At 74.2% G+C, this 18,088-nt stretch carries 15 protein-coding genes; 10 read left to right on the top strand and 5 right to left on the bottom strand.

What is annotated here, in order from left to right; all coding sequences use genetic code 11:
• Positions 1 to 191: 191 nt before the first annotated feature.
• Complete coding sequence (locus ACFV0O_RS21075) at positions 192 to 4,064, top strand: glycosyltransferase (protein WP_380343860.1); 3,873 nt, start codon at positions 192 to 194, stop codon at positions 4,062 to 4,064.
• Positions 4,065 to 4,070: 6 nt separating this feature from the next.
• A complete protein-coding gene (locus ACFV0O_RS21070) occupies positions 4,071 to 5,798 on the top strand; it encodes a DUF5719 family protein (protein WP_380343858.1) in 1,728 nt (575 codons plus the stop codon).
• 61 nt (positions 5,799 to 5,859) lie between these two features.
• Here the strand turns inward: ACFV0O_RS21070 and ACFV0O_RS21065 are convergent, their stop codons facing one another.
• Entirely contained in the window at positions 5,860 to 6,312 is a 453-nt protein-coding gene (locus ACFV0O_RS21065; protein WP_360266225.1) for a metallopeptidase family protein, read from the bottom strand.
• Between the two features lie 164 nt (positions 6,313 to 6,476).
• Between ACFV0O_RS21065 and ACFV0O_RS21060 the strand changes: the two genes are divergently transcribed.
• The 6 genes from ACFV0O_RS21060 (at position 6,477) to ahcY (ending at position 12,841) form a co-directional block, all read left to right on the top strand.
• Positions 6,477 to 6,842, top strand: a complete 366-nt coding sequence (locus ACFV0O_RS21060; protein WP_360266228.1) for a DUF3499 domain-containing protein — start codon at positions 6,477 to 6,479, stop codon at positions 6,840 to 6,842.
• 133 nt (positions 6,843 to 6,975) lie between these two features.
• Positions 6,976 to 8,361 (top strand): phosphomannomutase/phosphoglucomutase, encoded by a 1,386-nt coding sequence (locus ACFV0O_RS21055; protein WP_380343854.1) that lies wholly within the window; start codon positions 6,976 to 6,978, stop codon positions 8,359 to 8,361.
• Between the two features lie 136 nt (positions 8,362 to 8,497).
• The gene (locus ACFV0O_RS21050; protein WP_097237660.1) at positions 8,498 to 8,680 is read left to right on the top strand and encodes a Trm112 family protein; all 183 of its coding nucleotides are present in this window, start codon (positions 8,498 to 8,500) and stop codon (positions 8,678 to 8,680) included.
• Positions 8,681 to 8,739: 59 nt separating this feature from the next.
• A complete protein-coding gene (locus ACFV0O_RS21045; RefSeq protein WP_380343851.1) occupies positions 8,740 to 9,990 on the top strand; it encodes an SIS domain-containing protein in 1,251 nt (416 codons plus the stop codon).
• 80 nt (positions 9,991 to 10,070) lie between these two features.
• On the top strand, positions 10,071 to 11,048 hold the full coding sequence (locus ACFV0O_RS21040) for a cation diffusion facilitator family transporter (protein ID WP_380343848.1): 978 nt from the start codon (positions 10,071 to 10,073) through the stop codon (positions 11,046 to 11,048).
• Positions 11,049 to 11,392: 344 nt separating this feature from the next.
• Entirely contained in the window at positions 11,393 to 12,841 is a 1,449-nt protein-coding gene (gene ahcY / locus ACFV0O_RS21035) for an adenosylhomocysteinase (RefSeq protein ID WP_360266240.1), read from the top strand.
• Positions 12,842 to 12,918: 77 nt separating this feature from the next.
• Here ahcY and ACFV0O_RS21030 read toward each other — a convergent pair whose 3' ends face one another.
• The gene (locus ACFV0O_RS21030; RefSeq protein ID WP_380343845.1) at positions 12,919 to 14,004 is read right to left on the bottom strand and encodes a hypothetical protein; all 1,086 of its coding nucleotides are present in this window, start codon (positions 14,002 to 14,004) and stop codon (positions 12,919 to 12,921) included.
• Positions 14,001 to 14,513 (bottom strand): SigE family RNA polymerase sigma factor, encoded by a 513-nt coding sequence (locus ACFV0O_RS21025; protein WP_380343842.1) that lies wholly within the window; start codon positions 14,511 to 14,513, stop codon positions 14,001 to 14,003. The genes ACFV0O_RS21030 and ACFV0O_RS21025 overlap by 4 nt, the downstream gene beginning before the upstream one ends.
• A 110-nt stretch (positions 14,514 to 14,623) precedes the next feature.
• Here ACFV0O_RS21025 and ACFV0O_RS21020 point away from each other — a divergent pair, with 110 nt between their 5' ends.
• Entirely contained in the window at positions 14,624 to 15,271 is a 648-nt protein-coding gene (locus tag ACFV0O_RS21020; protein ID WP_360266247.1) for a hypothetical protein, read from the top strand.
• A gap of 82 nt (positions 15,272 to 15,353) precedes the next feature.
• Here ACFV0O_RS21020 and ACFV0O_RS21015 read toward each other — a convergent pair whose 3' ends face one another.
• Positions 15,354 to 16,385, bottom strand: coding sequence for an RDD family protein (locus tag ACFV0O_RS21015; protein ID WP_380343839.1), 1,032 nt, complete (start codon positions 16,383 to 16,385; stop codon positions 15,354 to 15,356).
• Positions 16,386 to 16,675: 290 nt separating this feature from the next.
• Between ACFV0O_RS21015 and ACFV0O_RS21010 the strand changes: the two genes are divergently transcribed.
• Positions 16,676 to 17,680, top strand: a complete 1,005-nt coding sequence (locus ACFV0O_RS21010) for a stage II sporulation protein M (RefSeq protein ID WP_380343837.1) — start codon at positions 16,676 to 16,678, stop codon at positions 17,678 to 17,680.
• Between the two features lie 166 nt (positions 17,681 to 17,846).
• Here the strand turns inward: ACFV0O_RS21010 and ACFV0O_RS21005 are convergent.
• Positions 17,847 to 18,088: hypothetical protein (locus tag ACFV0O_RS21005; RefSeq protein WP_380343834.1), on the bottom strand; the 242-nt coding region annotated here is incomplete at its 5' end.

Below are 18,088 nucleotides of genomic sequence, written 5' to 3'. Positions count from 1 at the left end.
CCGCCGCCGCTGCCTCCCCGCGGCCTCCGCCGCCGCCTCCCCCGTAGCCTCCGCGGTCCCCTCCGCCGTCTCCTTCACCGTCCCCGCACCGGCCTCCCGGACGAAGCGTCCACCCGGAGCCGTTAGTGTGGTGCGCCATCCGGTTGCCGTTCACCGGCTGTGTCCACCGAGAACTGGGGCCCGCGCACTCGATGACCGTCTACAGCCACCAGAGCGGCTTCACCGCTTCCCGGCCACCCGCCTACCCGCGCCACCTGGTCACCGCGGTGATCGTCTCGCACGACGGCGCCCGCTGGCTGCCCCAGGCGCTGGCGGGACTGCTCGGGCAGGACCGCCAGGTCCAGCGCGTCCTCGCGGTCGACACCGGCTCCACCGACAGCTCCCCGCAGCTGCTCGCCGACACCCTCGCCGACTGGCTCCCCGAGAGCGGCCCGCTCGTCCTCGGCCGCAGGGCCGGCTTCGGCACCGCCGTCGCCGAGGCCGTCTTCAACAGCCCGCCGCTGCGCCCCGAGGACCTGCCCTACCGGCTCGACCCCTCCGGCTACGACCCGGTCACCGGCGGCTGGGACGACTTCGGCGACCCGCTCGCCCAGGAGGACGACCTCGGCCGCGGCGGCCCGCGCGAGACCCAGCCGGTCGAGTGGCTCTGGCTGCTGCACGACGACTGCGAGCCGCAGACCGACGCGCTGCGCCGCCTGCTCCAGGTCGCCGACTCCACCCCCAGTGCCGCCGTGGTCGGCCCCAAGCTGCGCAGCTGGTACGACCGCCGGCAGCTCCTTGAGGTCGGCGTGACGATCGCCCGCTCCGGGCGGCGCTGGACCGGCCTCGACCGCCGCGAGCAGGACCAGGGTCAGCACGACCAGGTCCGCCCGGTGCTCGCCGTCTCCAGCGCCGGCATGCTGGTGCGCCGGGACGTCTTCGAGGAGCTCGGCGGCTTCGACAAGGCCCTCCCGCTGATGCGGGACGACACCGACTTCTGCTGGCGGGTCAACGCCGCCGGCCACCGCGTCGTGATCGCCCCCGACGCGGTGCTGCGGCACGCCGAGGCCTCCGCCCGCGAACGCCGCGCCATCGACTGCGCCTCCTCCCACCCGCACCGGGTGGACAAGGCCGGTGCCGTCTACTCGCTGCTGGCCAACTGCCGGGGCGCGCTCTTCCCCTACGTCCTGCTGCGACTGGTGCTCGGCACCCTGCTGCGGGCCGTCACCAACCTGCTCGGCAAGGACCCGCGCCAGGCCGTCGACGAGCTCGCCGGTCTCGGCCACGAACTCGTCCGGTTCCCGAGGCTGCTGGCCGCGCGCAAACGCCGCGCCCGGACCAGGGCGGCGGACGCCCTGGACGACCGCACGCTCTTCCCGGCGCCCGGCGCCACCACCCGGCTGGCCGTCGAAGGCGTCATCGGCTCGCTCGGGATAGGGGGCAGTGACGACACCGGCAGCCGGCACGGCTCGGCCGAGGCCGGCGGCGACGACGACTCCGAGGACCTGGTCGTCGAGCAGTTCGCGCTGATCAAGAAGCTCGCCCGGCGCCCCGCGCCGGTGCTCTTCGCGGCCCTGCTGGTGTTCGCCCTGATCGCCTGCCGCGGCCTGTTCGGCAGCGGCGAGCTCTTCGGCGGCGCGCTGCTGCCCGCCTCCGACGGCGCGAGCGGCCTCTGGTCGATGTACGCGGACGCCTGGCACCCGGTCGGTACGGGCTCCACCGCCGCCGCACCGCCGTACCTCGGTGTGCTCGCGGTGCTGTCCTGGCTGCTGTTCGACCACGCCGACCTCGCGCTCACCCTGCTCGTCGTGCTCACCGTCCCGCTGTCCGCGGTCAGCGCCTACCTGGTGTCCCGGCCGCTGCTGGACTCCAAGCTCGTCCGCGCCTGGGCCAGTGCCACCTACGCGCTGCTGCCCGCCGCGACCGGCGCGCTCGCCCAGGGCCGGATCGGCACCGCCGTCCTCGCCGTGCTGCTGCCGCCGCTGGCCCGCGCCGCCGCGATCGCGGCCGGTCTCGGCATCCGGGACGAGAGTGCCGCCAAGGGCGCCCGCCCGGGCTGGCGGCCGGTCTGGATGGCCGTCCTGCTGCTCGGTCTGGCCACCGCCTTCGTCCCGCTGACCTGGGCGCTCGCCGTTCCGCTCTGCCTCGCGATGCTCGTCGCCGCGGTCGTGCGCGGCGGTGCCTTCGGCTCCGGCGGTACGGCGCTGCGGCTGCTCGGGCTGCGCGTCCTGGTGATCCTCGCGGTCCCGGTCGCGGTGCTGGCCCCGTGGTCGCTCAAGGTGCTGTCGCACCCGCAGTCGCTGCTGCTGGAGGCCGGGCTGCCCGGTCTGCACGGCACCGGTGCGAGCGCGGCCGGCCTGTTGCTGGTCAACCCGGGCGGCGCCGGCGTGCCGCCGATCTGGCTGTCGGTGGGCGTCGTCCTCGCCGCGCTCGCCGCGCTGCTGCGCGCCGACCGCCGCCGCGCGGTGCTCGCCGCCTGGGGCGCGGCCGGCGCGGGCCTGGTCTTCTCGGTCGTGGTGGCCGGTGCCTCCGTCACCCCGGCCTCCGGCGGTCCGGCGGTCCCCGCCTGGGCCGGCCCGGCCACCCTGATCGCCGGTATCGCCCTGCTGGCCGCGGCCGCGATCGGCGCCGACGGCGCCAACGCCCGCGTCGCCGGGATCGCCTTCGGCTGGCGCCAGCCGGTCGCCGCCCTGGTGGTGGCCACCGCGGTGCTGGCCCCGCTGGGCACCGGCCTGTGGTGGGCGCTGACCGGCGCCGGCAAGCCGCTGCACCGCGCCGACAGCGGTCAGGTGCCCGCCTTCATCGCCGAGGAGGCCGGCACCACCGACCGTTCCCGCACCCTCGTCGTCACCGGCGAGAAGAGCGGCGGCGCCGTCCGCTACACCGTGGTGCGCGGCGCCGGCCTGACGCTCGGCCAGGCCGAGTCCACCGTCGACCCGGCGACCGGCACCCAGGACGGCCTCAACCGGATGGTCGGCAGCCTGCTGGCCGGCTCCGGCGCCGACCAGGCCAACGCCCTGGCCGGCTACGGCATCGCCTACGTGCTGGTCGAGCAGCCGGTGATCGACGTCTTCCGGGACGTCCTGGACACCACGCCCGGCCTGGTCAAGACCAACCAGGACAACGGCACCGCGCTGTGGCAGGTCAGCGGTGCCCCCGCCGTCCGCGCGGTGATCACCGGCCCGGGCACCACCCCGGTGGTCGTCCCGTCCGGTGCCCGCGACCTCGCGGCCACCGTCCCGGCCGGTCCGGACGGCCGCGTGCTGCGGCTCGCCGAGTCGGCCGCGCCCGAGTGGAAGGCCACCGTGGACGGCACCGCGCTGGAGCCCACCACGGTCGACGGCTGGGCGCAGGGCTTCAAGCTCCCGGCCGGCGGCGGCAAGCTGACCGTCACCCGGGAGGGCAGCCTCGCCCACACCGGCTGGATCTGGGGCCAGGTGCTGCTCGGCCTGACCATCCTGGTGCTGGCCCTGCCCGGCCGCCGCAACCACAACGACGACGACCTGCCCGAGGAGGTGGTGGCCGCCGCCGCGCTGGCCGCCGCCGCCCAGGCACAGGCCCCCGCCCCCGGCAGCCGCCGGGCCCGCCGGATGGCCGAGCGCGGCGAGGGCGGCGAGCCCGGCGCCGACGAGGCCGGGGTGTACGAGGGCCGGCCGGGCGCGGTCCCGGCGCAGCCGGCCGGCGAACCGGTGACCGAGGCGGTCCAGGCGGCCGCCGCCGTCCAGGAGGCCGAGCCGTACAGCGACCCGTACCAGACGTACCAGCAGGCCGACCCGTACAGCTACGACCAGTACGCGGCCCAGCAGCCGGTGGCCGCGCCCTACGGCGGCCAGGGCTACGAGACCCAGGGCTACGAGACCCAGGGGTACGACGGACAGGGCTACGACGGCGGACAGGCCTACCCCCAGCAGGGCTACGAGCAGCCGTACCCGTCGGAGCAGCCGCAGTACGGCTACGACGGGTACCAGCAGCCCGAGCACCAGCAGCCCTGGCTGCCGGGGCAGCCGCAGGCCGAGCCGTACTACGACCCGAACGACCCCAACGGGACCGGCCGGTACCCGCACCAGCCCGGATCGGGGAGCTGACCCGCGATGAAGAAGCCCGCATTCAGGAAGAAGCCCGGCGCCGACGAGGCCCCCGAGCCGGTCGGCACCGCCCCCGCGCCGGAGTCGTCCGCGCTCGACCCGGCCGGCGCGCCCGGCCGGTTCGCCGGCAAGGCCGGCGGGACGAGGACGACCCCGTCCTTGCTCGCCGCGGCCGTGGTGCTCGCGGCGGTGTTCGGGATCGCCCAGGTGCGCCCGCCGGCCGCCCCGGCCTCGGCGGACGGGGGAGCGGCCCCCAGCACCGCGCAGGTCGAGCGGACCGGCGCGGTCTGCCCGCAGCCCCTGCAGGGCCTGACCGGCTCGACCACGCTCTCCGCCTACACCCCGCCCGGGAGCGGCTCCGCCACCGGCGGCTCCGGCTGGCTGTCGGACGCGGCCGCGCCCGCCGTGCCCGCCGCCCAGCCCTCCGGCACCCCCTCGGCCCCGGCCACCCCGACGGCCACCACGCCGGCCCCGACCGGCTCGGGCGCGCCGACCACCGCCCCGGCCCAGGACAAGAACGCCGCACCCGCGGACGCCCGGCTGACCCTGACCAAGCCCGGCACGCCCGCGACCGGCCCGGCGGCCAACGGGGACACCGCGTCCGGCACCGGAGCGGTCGCCACCGGCGCCCTCGCCCCCGGCTTCACCGTCACCCAGACCACCGTGGTCACCGAGCAACGCGGCCTCGGCCTGTCCGGCCTCACCTGCACCCCGGCCGGCACCGGCTTCTGGTTCGCCGGGGCCAGCACGGCCGGCGACCGCGTCGACTACCTGAGCCTGGTCAACACCGAGTCCTCCGCCGCGGTGGTCGACATCAAGCTGTACGGCGACAAGGGCCTGATCGAGAACGACGCCGCCAACGGCCTGACCGTCGCCCCGGGCAGCTCCCAGGCCGTCCTGCTGTCGACCCTCACCAAGGGCGCCGTCGCCGACCTCGCCGTGCACGTGGTGGTCCGCTCCGGCCGGATCGGCGCCGCCCTGCACGCCGCCGACGGCAACAAGGGCGCCGACTGGATCCCCGCCTCGGCCGCCCCGGCCGACACCCAGGTGCTGCCCGGCCTGCCGGCGGACACCGCCTCGGCCCGCCTGGTGGTCTGGGCGCCGCCGGAGGACGACGCCGACCTGAAGATCCAGCTCTCCGGCAAGAACGGCTGGTTCACCCCGGCCGGCAACGAGTCGATCCACGTCAAGGCGGGCATGGTGGCCGCCGTCGACCTCGGCAAGGTCACCCGTGACGAGGTCGCCGGCCTGCGGCTGTCGCCCAGTGACCCCAAGCACCCCACCCCCGTCGTGGCCGGGCTGCGGGTCGACCGGGCGGCGGCCAACGGCAAGTCCGACGCGGCCTGGCTCACCGGCAGCAACCCGGTCGGCGCCCGCGCCACCGTCGCCGACAACCGGACCGGCGCCTCCACGCTCTACCTGACCTCCGCCGGCGACGCCGCCACCGTCCGGGTCACCGCCTCGGCCGGCAGCGGCGGCGGCACCCCGGCCACCAAGGAGGTCCAGATCCCGGCCGGCGGCACCGTCGCCCTCCCGGCGCCCGAGCCCGCCGGGCTGAACGGGGTCTTCGCGCTCACCGTGGAGACCGTCTCCGGCGGCCCCGTGGTCGCCGCCCGGATGCTCTCCATCCCCGCCAAGGACGTGCCGATGTTCACCGTCCAGGCGCTGCGCGACGACCACAGCACCGTCAAGGTCCCGCAGGCCGCCCAGGACCCGGGCGTCGTCCTGCGCTGAGCAAGCCGAAGGGGCGGCACCGCGTGGTGCCGCCCCGGACCCCGGCCGAACCGGCCCCGGCTCAGTCCTCGTCGTAGCGCGGGTCGATGGCGTCCGGCGAGAGGCCCAGCAACTCGGCGACCTGCTCGATCAGGATCTCGTGCACCAGCGCCGCGCGGTCCTCCCGGGTCTTCGCCCGGATCTCCACCGGCCGCCGGTACACCACGATCTGACTCTTGCGCCCCTGCGTGCCCGGGGACACCCGCCCCAGCGGCACGCCGTCCTCGGCGTCGGCGCCGTCCGGCTCGTGCAGCGGCACCTCCTGGACGGCGAACTCCACCTCGATCAGCTGCGGCCAACGCCGTTCCAGTCGTTCCACCGACTCGCGCACGTAGTCGTCGAACAGTTCGGAGCGGGTGAGCGAGATCGGCACCTGCGGGGGCGCCAGCGGGCCGCGCAGCCCCCTGCCGTGCCGGTCGCGGTGCCGGGGGCGGCGCGCTGGGCCTGTCGATGACTGCGGTGCGGAGCTGTCCATATCACTGCCGAGAGTAGTCCTTGGACGGTCGGAAGTGGACCACTCCGACGGGGAAACGCCCGGGGCGGCCGATACGCGGCCCCGGCGCCCGGAGGGCGACACGGCACACCCTCCGGGCAGGCGGTCTTCGCTCCCCGGCGGGGAGTGCGGTACCGTCCACCCTCGTGAGCTCTGTACGTCGTTGTTCGCGGACCGCGTGCGGCCGGCCGGCCGTCGCGACGCTGACGTACGTCTACGCGGATTCCACCGCCGTCCTGGGCCCCCTCGCGACCTACGCCGAGCCGCACTGCTACGACCTGTGCGCCGAGCACGCCGAGCGCCTCACCGCCCCGCGCGGCTGGGAGGTCGTCCGGCTCGCCGCCGAGGCCGGGCCGCTGCGCCGCAGCAGCGACGACCTGGAGGCCCTCGCCAACGCCGTGCGCGAGGCCGCCCGCCCGCAGACCCCCCGTCAGGGCCGCGCGCCCGAGGGCGATTCCACCGAGGGCAGCCGCCGCGGCCACCTCCGGGTCCTGCGCTCGCCCGACAACTGACGACTCTCCCGCACGGGGCGTTCGTCCGGCCCGGGTACGCTGCCCGTCTACCGCCACTGCGTCCGTCGACCGGACGGGCGGTGGGCCCCGACGTATCCCGACCGACCAGTACAGAGACCAGGGTGGAGCCGCAGTGCGCGACCTCAAGCAGCTCGTGAAGGCGTACGACGTCCGAGGCGTCGTCCCGGACCAGTGGGACGAGAGCCTGTCCCGGGCCTTCGGTGCCGCGTTCGTCCAGGTCACCGGCGCGTCCGCGATCGTGGTCGGCCACGACATGCGCCCCTCCTCCCCGTCGCTCAGCCTGGCCTTCGCCGAGGGCGCCGCGGCCTACGGCGCCGACGTGGTGCGGATCGGGCTCTGCTCGACCGACCAGCTCTACTACGCCAGCGGCAAGCTCGACCTGCCCGGCGCGATGTTCACCGCCAGCCACAACCCGGCCCAGTACAACGGCATCAAGCTGTGCCGGGCCGGCGCCGCCCCGGTCGGTCAGGACACCGGCCTGGCCGAGATCCGCGAGCTGGTCGAGTCCTGGACCGCCGCCGACGACACCGTCACGGTCCCGGCCAGGGACGTGAAGCCCGGCGCGCTCTCCGAGCAGGAGACCCTGCGCGGCTACGCCGACCACCTGCTGGGCCTGGTCGACCTCACCGCGATCCGCCCGCTCAAGGTCGCGGTCGACGCCGGCAACGGCATGGGCGGCCACACCGTGCCGACCGTCTTCGACGGCCTGCCGATCGACCTCGTCCCGATGTACTTCGAGCTGGACGGCACCTTCCCCAACCACGAGGCCAACCCGCTCGACCCGAAGAACCTGGTCGACCTGCAGGCCAAGGTCCGCGAGGTCGGCGCCGACGTGGGCCTGGCCTTCGACGGCGACGCCGACCGCTGCTTCGTCGTGGACGAGCGCGGCGAGCCGGTCTCCCCGTCCGCGATCACCGCCCTGGTCGCCGCCCGCGAGATCGCCCGTGCCCAGGCCGCGGGCGAGGCCGAGCCGACGATCATCCACAACCTGATCACCTCCTGGACCGTCCCCGAGGTGGTCCGCGAGCTGGGTGCCAAGCCCGTGCGCACCCGGGTCGGCCACTCCTTCATCAAGCAGGAGATGGCCGTCACCGACGCCGTCTTCGGCGGCGAGCACTCCGCCCACTACTACTTCCGCGACTTCTGGCGCGCCGACACCGGCATGCTGGCCGCGCTGCACGTGCTGGCCGCGCTCGGCGGGCAGCCGGGCACGCTGTCCGAGCTCACCGCCGAGTACGACCGCTACGCGGCCTCCGGCGAGATCAACAGCACCGTCGACGACCAGGCCGCCAGTACCGCCGCCGTCCGCGCCGCCTACGCGAACGCGGAGGGCACCACCGTGGACGAGCTGGACGGCCTGACCGTGGCCGGCCCGGACTGGTGGTTCAACCTGCGCGCCTCCAACACCGAGCCGCTGCTGCGCCTGAACGTCGAGGCCAAGGACCCGGCGAAGATGGCCGAACTGCGCGACGGCGTGCTCGCCCTCGTCCGCGGCTGAGCTCCGCAGCTGCGCTCCGAGCCTGAGCTCGGCGACTGAGCGAAGCGCGCCTCACCCGAGGCGCTCGTGCCCCGGCCGGTAGGGTTGCCTATCGGCCGGGGCACCTCCGTGCCACCACCGAACTATGGAGAGCCCCATGAAGCTCGAATCCTTCCTGCTGGAGATCCTGGTCTGCCCGCAGTGCCGGGCCGCTCTCGCCGAGGGCGGCACCGAGGAGCAGCCCGAGCTGGTCTGCACCGGCGCGGACTGCGGCCTCGCGTACCCCGTCCGCGACGGCATTCCGGTCCTCCTGGTGGACGAGGCCCGCCGCCCGGCCTGATCCTTGGGGCGAAGCCCCACCCCGCCAGCCGCCCAGGACCGCAGCCGGAGGCCCGCCGCATGCTCGACGACACCCTGCTCGACGACCCGGCCGCCCTCCAGCGCGCGGACCGGGACGGTGCCCTGCTGGCCCTGGCCGGCGCCGGTGCCCGGGTCCGCACCGCGCTGCGGCAGGCCGACGCGGCCGGCCTCGACCGGCTGCGCCCGGACGGCCGCCCGCGCGCCGTCCTGGTCGCCGGACACGGCAGCGCGCTCACCGCGGCCGGGATGCTGGCCGCGCTGGCCGGCACCGCGAGCCTGGTCGTGCCGCTGCCGCCGGCCGAGGCGGCCGCCCCGCGCGCCGACCGGGCCGGCGCCCCGCCCGCCTTCACCACCGGGCTCGGCTGGCAGCTGCCCGGCTGGGCCGGCCCGCTCGACCTGCTGGTGATCAGCTCCGCCGCCGGCGGCGAGCAGGGCCTGGTCGGCCTCGCCGAGCAGGCCTACGCGCGCGGCTGCGCGGTCGTCGTCACCGCCCCGGCGGGCAGCGCGCTGGCCGAGGCCGCCCTGCAGGTGCGCGCGCTGCCCCTGCCGTACGTGACCTCGGTGCTGCCCGAGGACGGGCGGCCCGCCGTCGCGGCCGCCGAGCCCGACCTGCCGCCCGAGGACCCGGCCGCGCTCTGGTCCCACCTCGCCCCGCTGCTGGCGCTCGCCCAGAAGATCGGCCTCACCCAGCTGCCGTACGACGCGCTGCCGGGCGTCGCCGACCTGCTGGACGCCACCGCCGTGCGTTGCCGCCCCGACGCCGCCGCGTACACCAACCCGGCGAAGGGACTGGCCGCTCGGCTGGCCGGGACGGTTCCGCTGCTGTGGGCCGAGGGCCCGATCGCCGGCGCCGCCGCCGACCGCTTCGCCGCCCAGCTGGCCGACCGGGCCGGACGGCCGGCGCTGGCCGGGGAACTGCCGCAGGTGCTCACCGCCCACCGCGGCATGTTCACCGGGCAGCTGGGCGCGGGCGCCGACCCGGACGACTTCTTCCGTGACCGGGTCGAGGAGCCGGACCCGCTGCACCTGCAGGTCCTGCTGCTGAGGCACGCCCCGGGCCCGGCCGGCGGAGCGTCGGACGAGCAGAACGGGCCGGCCGAGGTGCCGGAGGAGGACACGGGCCCGCGCAGCTTCGGGGTGACCCGGGCACACCGGCTGGCCGCCGCGCACGACGTCCGGCTGACCGAGTACGCGAGCGCCCGGCCGGACGTGCTGCACGCCCTGGTCGACCTGGTCGCGCTGACCGACTTCGCCGCCGTCTACCTGGGCCTCGCTGCCGCGCAGTCCTGAGACGGTCGAACGGGCCGGGCCGCGCGGCCGGTACGGTAAGCGGTCGACGACGCTGACCGACCCCGTGAGGACACCCAGGCATGAGCACCGAAGGCGGCACCAAGGCACTGGTGGCGGCGCTGTCCGCGAACCTGGCGATCGCGGCGGCCAAGTTCGCCGCCTTCGGCTTCACCGGCTCGTCCTCGATGCTGGCCGAGGGCGTGCACTCGGTGGCCGACTCCGGCAACCAGGTGCTGCTGCTGGTCGGCGGCAAGCGGGCCCGCCGGGAGGCGGACGAGGAGCACCCGTTCGGGTACGGCCGCGAGCGCTACGTGTACGCCTTCCTGGTGGCCATCGTGCTGTTCAGCGTCGGTGGCCTGTTCGCGATCTACGAGGGCTGGCACAAGGTCAACCACCCCGAGGCGCTGGACTCCTGGGTCTGGGCGGTCGGCGTGCTGGTCTTCGCCATCGCGATGGAGGGCTGGTCCTTCCTCACCGCCGTGCGGGAGTCGGCGAAGCTCAAGGGCAACCGGGGCTGGGTGCAGTTCATCCGCACCGCCAAGGCGCCGGAGCTGCCCGTCGTGCTGCTGGAGGACACCGGTGCGCTGATCGGCCTGCTGCTCGCACTGTTCGGCGTCTCGCTCACCGTGATCACCGGTGACGGCGTCTGGGACGGCATCGGCACCCTGTGCATCGGTGTCCTGCTGGTGGTGATCGCCGTGGTGCTCGCCATGGAGACCAAGTCGCTGCTGCTCGGCGAGTCCGCCGACAAGGACGCGGTGCGCCGGATCCGCGAGGCGCTGGTGGACGGCCGCTCCGTGACCCGGGTGATCCACATGCGGACCATGCACCTCGGCCCGGAGGAGCTGCTGGTCGCCGCCAAGATCGGCGTCAACGCCGAGGACAGTGCCGCCCTGGTGGCGGAGGCCATCGACGCGGCCGAGGAGCGGGTCCGGGCCGCCGTCCCGATCGCGCGGGCCATCTACCTGGAGCCCGACGTCTACAGCGCGGAGAAGGCCGCGGCGGGCGAGGACCCGGCCGCCACGCCCGGCGGGCCGGGCCCGGAAGCCGCGCAGTGACGCCCCTCCGTCCCGCCCCGAGCGGGCGGCGGAGCCGCACTGGAGCCCCGGTCGGGCCGGGGGCCGAAATCGGTCATCGGCAGACGGCCGGTGGGGCCGTCGGTGTAGATTCGTCACCAGAGCCAGAACGTCGCTGCTGATGGCGGTCGATCGGCGGTCCGCGCCCGTAGGGTGTGCGCCGGTCGAGGGAGAGAGGTCCTCCGACGGTTTGTGCTGCGCAACAGGGAGCCGGTCCGCCACCGCGGGGATCCGGCGGCCCGGGCGTAGCCGTGCACCCGTACGGCCTGCCGCGCGCGACACACGACCGGACCTTCGGCCCCACCCCATCAGCGAGGAGCAGACGCATGTCCAGCGACACCACCGGTGACTTCAAGGTCGCCGACCTTTCCCTGGCGCCGTTCGGCCGCAAGGAGATCCAGCTGGCCGAGCACGAGATGCCCGGCCTCATGTCCATCCGCGCCGAGTACGCCGAGTCGAAGCCGCTGGCCGGCGCCCGCATCACCGGCTCGCTGCACATGACGATCCAGACCGCCGTGCTGATCGAGACCCTGACGGCGCTCGGTGCCGAGGTCCGCTGGTGCTCCTGCAACATCTTCTCCACCCAGGACCACGCGGCCGCGGCCATCGCCGTCGGCCCGGAGGGCACCCCGGAGAACCCGCAGGGCATCCCGGTCTTCGCCTGGAAGGGCGAGACCCTGGAGGAGTACTGGTGGTGCACCGAGCAGGCGCTGACCTGGCCTGACGGCAAGACCCCGAACATGATCCTGGACGACGGCGGCGACGCCACCCTGCTGATCCACAAGGGTGTCGAGTTCGAGAAGGCCGGCAGCGCGCCGGACCCGTCCACCGCGGACAACGACGAGTTCCGGATCATCCTGGAGCTGCTCAACCGCACCCTGAAGGACACCCCGAACAAGTGGACCGAGGTCGCCGCCACCATCAAGGGCGTGACCGAGGAGACCACCACCGGTGTCCACCGCCTGTACGAGATGCACCGTGACGGCCAGCTGCTGTTCCCGGCCATCAACGTCAACGACTCGGTCACCAAGTCGAAGTTCGACAACAAGTACGGCTGCCGCCACTCGCTCATCGACGGCATCAACCGCGCCACCGACGTCCTGATCGGCGGCAAGGTCGCGGTCGTCTGCGGCTACGGCGACGTCGGCAAGGGCTGCGCCGAGTCGCTGCGCGGCCAGGGCGCCCGCGTCATCGTCACCGAGATCGACCCGATCTGCGCGCTCCAGGCGGCGATGGACGGCTACCAGGTCGCCACCCTGGAGGACGTCGTCGAGACTGCCGACATCTTCATCACCACCACCGGCAACAAGGACATCATCCTGGCCTCCCACATGGCGCGGATGAAGCACCAGGCCATCGTCGGCAACATCGGCCACTTCGACAACGAGATCGACATGGCCGGCCTGGCGCAGCTGCCGGGCGTCGTGAAGACCGAGGTCAAGCCGCAGGTCCACGAGTGGCGCAAGGCCGACGGCCGCACCATCATCGTCCTCTCTGAGGGCCGCCTGCTGAACCTGGGCAACGCGACCGGCCACCCGTCCTTCGTGATGTCCAACTCCTTCGCCAACCAGACGATCGCCCAGATCGAGCTGTTCACGAAGACCGAGCAGTACCCGATCGGCGTCTACGTGCTGCCGAAGCACCTGGACGAGAAGGTCGCGCGCCTGCACCTCGACGCGCTGGGCGTGAAGCTGACCACCCTGACCCAGGACCAGGCCGACTACATCGGCGTTCCGGTCGAGGGCCCGTACAAGCCGGAGCAGTACCGCTACTGATGCGGTGCCGCTGAGGTACTGACGCCGGTGGCCGGCACCCCGCTCGGGGTGCCGGCCACCGGCGCGTCCGGCCGGTGTCAGCGCATGACGTCGGTCGTCCAGGTGCTCGCGTCCACGCCGAGCGCCGTGGTGTGGGCGAGCATCCACGGCAGTCCGCCGAGCCGCTCCAGCGAGGGCGGCAGGTCGGCCCCGGCCCCGACGCACACCTGCACCCCGTTGCCCACGGAGCACAGCGGCGCGTTCGGGCCGGTCAGCGGCGACCCGTCCTTGCCGGTCGGTGATGCCGGCGCTCCCGGGGCGGCCGGCTTCACGGTGAACCAGACGGTCTTGCTCTCCGCCTGGAGCATCAGCCACATGCTCCACGCGCCCTTGCCGTCCGAACCCGGACGGCTCAGCTGGACGTTGGTGGCCTCGAAGGCCTCGGGCAGTCCGCTGAACCGGACCGGCAGCGGGACGTCCCACGCGCCGTACCCGACCCCGGCGGCCACGTCGTGCAGGACCTCCCGCGAGATGTCCGCCGGCCGGCCGCCGGAGCCCGAGAGCTCCGCCCAGCCGCCCGAGGGCGTCAGCCACCGCAGGGTGGGCTTGTCGTACGGCGGCGCGTCGGAGACCACCCAGTAGGCGGTCCGGCCGCCGACCGGCTCGGCCGCCTCCGTGCGGACGTTGCTGCCGGGTGGCCCGGTCATCGGGGGCTGGGACCCGGCCGGGAGCTGCGAGAGCCGCAGGCTCGGGGCGTTCTCGCCCCGGCCGCTCGCCAGCGAGTCGACGCCGTGGAAGCCGGTCTGGTAGCTGACGCCGTTCTCGCCGCCGGCCCACTCCGGCAGCCGGCCGAACCGGAGCTCGGGGGTCAGCGGGTCGGCCCCGGTCCGGTCCGGTGCTGCGGTCGGGGTGGGCGTGACCGTCGGGGCCGCGGTGGTGGCCACCGCGGGCGCGGCCGGCTGTAGGGGCGCGGCGGTGCCGTTGCCCGGGAGCAGGAGCGTGCCGCCGGTCAACACCGCGGCCGTCGCGGCCGCGACGGCGCCGATCACGGCCAGCTTGCGACGGCGCAGCCGGGCCGCGCCCTCGGCCATGGAGCGGCCGGCGTCGAAGCCCGCAGGCGGCGCCGGTTCGTCGGCCAGGTCCGTCAGCCGGGTGGCCAGGTCGTGGGAATCGGAGGTGGTCATGACATCCTCTCGGCGACGGCGGGACGGGCGGTGAGGCTGCCGCGCAGGGCGTCCAGCGCGCGAGAGCTCTGGCTCTTGACGTTGCCTGAAGAACACCCCAGGGCCTCGGCGGCCTGCTCGATGGACAGGTCGCAGTAGTAGCGGAGCACCACCGTGGCCCGCTGGCGGGGCGGGAGGGCGGAGAGGGCCCGGCGCAGGTCGAGCGAGGCGTCCAGGTCGACGCCGCCCGCCACCGTGTCCGGCTCGGCCCCCGCACGGACGGTGCGCCGCCACCACGGGGAGCGCTGCTCGGCCAGGAAGGTGTTCACCAGGATCCGCCGGGCGTAGCCGTCCCGGTTCTCCATCCGCGCCACCCTCGCCCAGTTCACGTACAGCTTGGTGATCGTCTCCTGCACCAGGTCGTCGGCCCGGTGCCAGTCCCCGCACAGCAGATAGGCGACCTTCCGCAGCCAGCCGCTCCTGGAGGCCACGTACTCCGTGAACTCCTCGTCGCGCGTCTGCTTTGCCATCCGCACCCCCTCTCGTCGTGGCGGCGGCACCGGTCCGGCGCCGTCCACACCCCTAATGCGCGGGCGCCCGGAGAACGTTGCATGCGAAACGCACACGTAGGCTTCCGGGCATGCCCAATGGCCGTTACTCGCTCCACGACACGCACGACCACGTCCTGCTCGGCGAGGAGCGCTTCAGCTGCGCCCCCGGGGCGGCCGGGTGGCGGTACGTCTCCAAGACCTACGCACCCGACGGCCGGGTGATCGGCAGCGTCGACCTCACGCTGGACTCGCGGGCCCGGCCGCTGCGGATGGAACTGCGGGCCGGAGGCTGGCAGGTGCGCGGCGGGGCCGTGGACGGCGTGGCCTGGGTCCGGACCGACGCGGCCGACCCCCGTGGCGAACACGCGGTGGAGGGACACGACCGGGCACACGCCTTCACCGGCAGCTCGCCGGGCTTCCTGGTCGCCACTGCCCGGCTGCTGCGACTGCGGCAGGGGGCGAGCGCGCGGGTGCGGCTGGTGGCGTTCACCGAACCGGTGCTGGCGCCGCGCACCCTCGACCAGGGGTGGCTGCTGGAGGGCGTCGAGACGCACGAGACGGACTCGGGGCCGCTGCTGGTCGAGCGGTACCAGGTCGCGGACCTGGAGACGGGGGAGCAGCAGGTCGTGCACCTGGCGGGGGACGTGGTGCTGGCGGCGGGCGGGATCGAGCTGGAGGAGCTGGAGTCACCGCCGAACGCCTGGCGGGTGGGGGACGGCGGAGACGACGAGGACTAGGGCGCCGGGCGTCGGGGCGCCAGGCGTCGGGGCGCCAGGGCGCTGCGTTGTCGGGGCGCCGCGTTGTCGGGGCGCCCGGGTGTCAGGACGGCGGGGCGAAGCCGGTGCCGGCGGCGGGCTTGTCGAAGGACGGCGCCGGTGGCGCGGTCGGGGCGGCCGGTACGGCGGCGGGCGGTGCGAGCGGTGCGACGGGCAGGACAGGTGCGACGGGTGCGACCGGTGCGACCTGTGCCGGATCGGCCGGGACGCCGAGGACCCGCAGGGGCCGGCCGTCGGCCGTGGTGGGCACCGGACCGGAGGCCGGACGGGGCGCGGGAACCTGTACGGGCACCGGGCCGGCCGCCCGCAGCCGCTCCTGGGCGCGGATCCACTCCCGCCGTTGGCGTTCGGTGAGCACCGCGCCCAGGTAAGCCGCCGGGTGCAGCCCCGGGGGCATCGGGTGGCTGATCCGGGCGGACAGGTCCTCGGCCAGCCGAGCGGTCATCCGGTTCATCACCGCCGGGTCCAACTGCCCTACCCTGCCGAGCAGTTGGCGAATGGCGAGCCAGAGCGGCTCCGGCACCGCGGAGAAGTCCATCGCGACCAGCTCGCGGCCCATCGACTGCAGCAGATGCGGGTGCACCGGCGGCAGCGGGGCGGCGGAGCCACTCGCACCCGGTGTGCGCTCGCGGACGACCACCGTCCCGGCGAAGATGTCGCCGAGCCGCTTGCCGTCCGGATTCACCGCCGAGGTGATCATCGCGGGGGAGCCGGACAACGCGATCAGCTCGAAGAACCCGACGAGCCCGCGGACCAGCGAATGCCGGAACCGCACCGGGCCACCGTCGGTGCGCACCACCCGCAGACCGAGCGCGGCCTTGCCGAGCGAACGCCCGTTGGTGAAGGTCTCGACCATCACCGGGACCGCCACCAGGAAGAACACCATCAGGCCGATCATGGTGGCCGCCAGCGCCGCGCCGTCGAGGCCGACCAGCGCGACGCTCAGCAGCAGCGTGACCACCAGCAGGGCGGCGAACTCCACGAGCAGGTCGAGCACGATCGCCAGTGCCCGGCTCGGAAGCTTCGCCGTCTGCAGGCCGAGGACGACCGCCTCACCCGTCACCAGGTCGCTCAAGACACCTGTCCGTTCACGCTCTTGGAGCCCGTCCGGCTCGCCCATGGGATCCGGGACCACCGGGGGCGGCAGCGCCGGGGAGGGAAACGGCCCGGATCGGCCCCCCGTGCCCCGCTCTCCGCAGTCTGATCCGCAGCCGCCAACATACGGGGCCCGGCGGGCGCACGGGAAGTGAGATCCCGGGGGCCGCGCCCAGGGCCCCTGCTGGCATGCTGGGCCGCACGTGCCCGTACGCACCTGCCCGCCCGCGCACGCCCGTCCGCGCCCACCGCCGATCATGGAGCCGCCGAATGGACCTGGACGTCTTCGTCGCCACCCACCAGGGGGAGTGGGCCCGGCTGGACGCCCTCGCCCGCCGGCGGCGGCTCAACGGCGAGGAGGCGGACGAACTGGTCACCCTCTACCAGCGGACCACCGGCCACCTGGCCAAGGTGCAGGCCGCCGCGCCCGACCCGGCCCTGGTGAGCCGCCTGACCAGCCTGGTCTCACGCGCCCGCAGCGCCGTGACCGGAGCCCGCACCAACGGCTGGCAGGACGTCGCCCGCTACTACACGGTGAGCTTCCCGGCCGCGCTCTACCGTGCCCGCCACTGGTGGGTGCCGGTCGCCGTCCTCTCGCTGATCCTCACCACGCTGCTCGCGTGGTGGATGGCCACCCACCCGGAGGTCCGCAACAGCCTCATCACGCCCGACCAACTGCGGGAGATGACCCGCCCCGGCGGACAGTACGAGGCGTACTACTCGGACCGGCCGGCCAGCTCCTTCGCGGCGCAGGTCTGGACGAACAACGCCTGGATCGCGGTGCAGTGCCTGCTGTACGGGATCGCGCTGGGCATCCCCGTGGTCTATGTGATGTGGACCAACGTGGTGAACCTCGGCGTCGGCATCGGGCTGATGGCCTCCGCCGGCCGCCTCGACGTCTTCCTCGGCCTCCTCATCCCGCACGGCCTGCTGGAGCTGACCGCGGTCTTCGTGGCCGGCGGCCTCGGCCTGCGCCTCGGCTGGACCGTCATCGCCCCCGGTCCGCGCACGCGCGGCGTCGCGCTGGCCGAACAGGGACGCTCGATCATCGGAATGTCCATGGGCCTGGCGACGGTGCTGGCGGTCTCCGGCGTCCTCGAAGCCTTCGTGACCCCGTCGGGACTGCCCACGTGGGCGCGCATCGGCATCGGCGTGTCGGCCGAGGTGGCCTTCCTCCTCTACGCCCTGGTGCTGGGCCGAAAGGCCGCGGAGGACGGCGAGTTCGGTGACCTGGACGCGGCCGACCGAGCTGACCTGCAACCCGTCGCGGGCTGAGGCGATGCGATCGACACTCCTCTGACCTGCTAGTCTTCTCGCATCCCGGCCAAACCATTGACGTGGTGAGGGCGGACTAGTAGGTTTGAACGGTTGGGACTGACTGGACAACGGTCGGGCCCGGGCGTTAGTGTCTACGACACCGCCGAATCGAGGCGAGCGCGTTTCACGAAATGCGCGCCCTCCGACGAAGCAAATCCTGCGAAACCAGCGCACTGAAGCTTTGATAGGCTTCGGGACGAAGTTTGCAGGAAATCCCGCCAGCGGGAATCGGATGAATGAAACTCCGGAAAACGGAGCGGAAAACATCTGGTAAGCTGGAAACACGAAAGAACGAAGCCCGGAGGGCCTGCTGGAAGGCAGTCCGAAGGAAGCGTCCGTTCCTTGAGAACTCAACAGCGTGCCAAA

This window comes from Kitasatospora sp. NPDC059577 (genome assembly GCF_042735475.1).
GTDB lineage: Bacteria > Actinomycetota > Actinomycetes > Streptomycetales > Streptomycetaceae > Kitasatospora.
This window is presented reverse-complemented; position numbering and strand designations above follow the sequence as displayed.

What these genes read in the sequence shown, in the direction of transcription:
- ACFV0O_RS21010 (WP_380343837.1), top strand. Translation starts at nt 16,676, where the DNA reads ATGGACCTGGACGTCTTCGTCGCCACCCACCAGGGGGAGTGGGCCCGG.
- ACFV0O_RS21065 (WP_360266225.1), bottom strand. Translation starts at nt 6,312, where the DNA reads ATGGACAGCTCCGCACCGCAGTCATCGACAGGCCCAGCGCGCCGCCCC.
- ACFV0O_RS21025 (WP_380343842.1), bottom strand. Translation starts at nt 14,513, where the DNA reads ATGGCAAAGCAGACGCGCGACGAGGAGTTCACGGAGTACGTGGCCTCC.
- ahcY (WP_360266240.1), top strand. Translation starts at nt 11,393, where the DNA reads ATGTCCAGCGACACCACCGGTGACTTCAAGGTCGCCGACCTTTCCCTG.
- ACFV0O_RS21040 (WP_380343848.1), top strand. Translation starts at nt 10,071, where the DNA reads ATGAGCACCGAAGGCGGCACCAAGGCACTGGTGGCGGCGCTGTCCGCG.
- ACFV0O_RS21020 (WP_360266247.1), top strand. Translation starts at nt 14,624, where the DNA reads ATGCCCAATGGCCGTTACTCGCTCCACGACACGCACGACCACGTCCTG.
- ACFV0O_RS21030 (WP_380343845.1), bottom strand. Translation starts at nt 14,004, where the DNA reads ATGACCACCTCCGATTCCCACGACCTGGCCACCCGGCTGACGGACCTG.
- ACFV0O_RS21045 (WP_380343851.1), top strand. Translation starts at nt 8,740, where the DNA reads ATGCTCGACGACACCCTGCTCGACGACCCGGCCGCCCTCCAGCGCGCG.
- ACFV0O_RS21075 (WP_380343860.1), top strand. Translation starts at nt 192, where the DNA reads ATGACCGTCTACAGCCACCAGAGCGGCTTCACCGCTTCCCGGCCACCC.
- ACFV0O_RS21070 (WP_380343858.1), top strand. Translation starts at nt 4,071, where the DNA reads ATGAAGAAGCCCGCATTCAGGAAGAAGCCCGGCGCCGACGAGGCCCCC.
- ACFV0O_RS21050 (WP_097237660.1), top strand. Translation starts at nt 8,498, where the DNA reads ATGAAGCTCGAATCCTTCCTGCTGGAGATCCTGGTCTGCCCGCAGTGC.